Annotated in this window: 1 pseudogene; it reads left to right on the forward strand. The window is 78.5% G+C overall.

The features are described from left to right. Positions 1-237 (forward strand): annotated as a pseudogene (locus tag Q0963_RS16520) (hypothetical protein); the annotation flags it as partial.

The raw sequence follows: 237 nt of genomic DNA on the forward strand, positions 1-237 counted from the left end.
GCTGGAGGACGCCATCCGCGCCACCACCACCGGCCGGGACAGCCTCGGCCGGGCCCGGGTCGTGCCGTGCCACCCCGCCACCGGGGCCCTCACCGACCTCGGCGACGCCCTGGCCACCACCGCCTACCGACCCGGCGCCGCCCTCACCGCCCTCGTCAGAGCCCGCGACCGGCACTGCCGGTTCCCCGGCTGCCACGTCGCCGCCCGGTTCTGCGACCTCGACCACGTCACCCCCTG

The sequence above is a fragment of the uncultured Phycicoccus sp. genome (assembly GCF_947495705.1).
Classification (GTDB): domain Bacteria; phylum Actinomycetota; class Actinomycetes; order Actinomycetales; family Dermatophilaceae; genus Phycicoccus.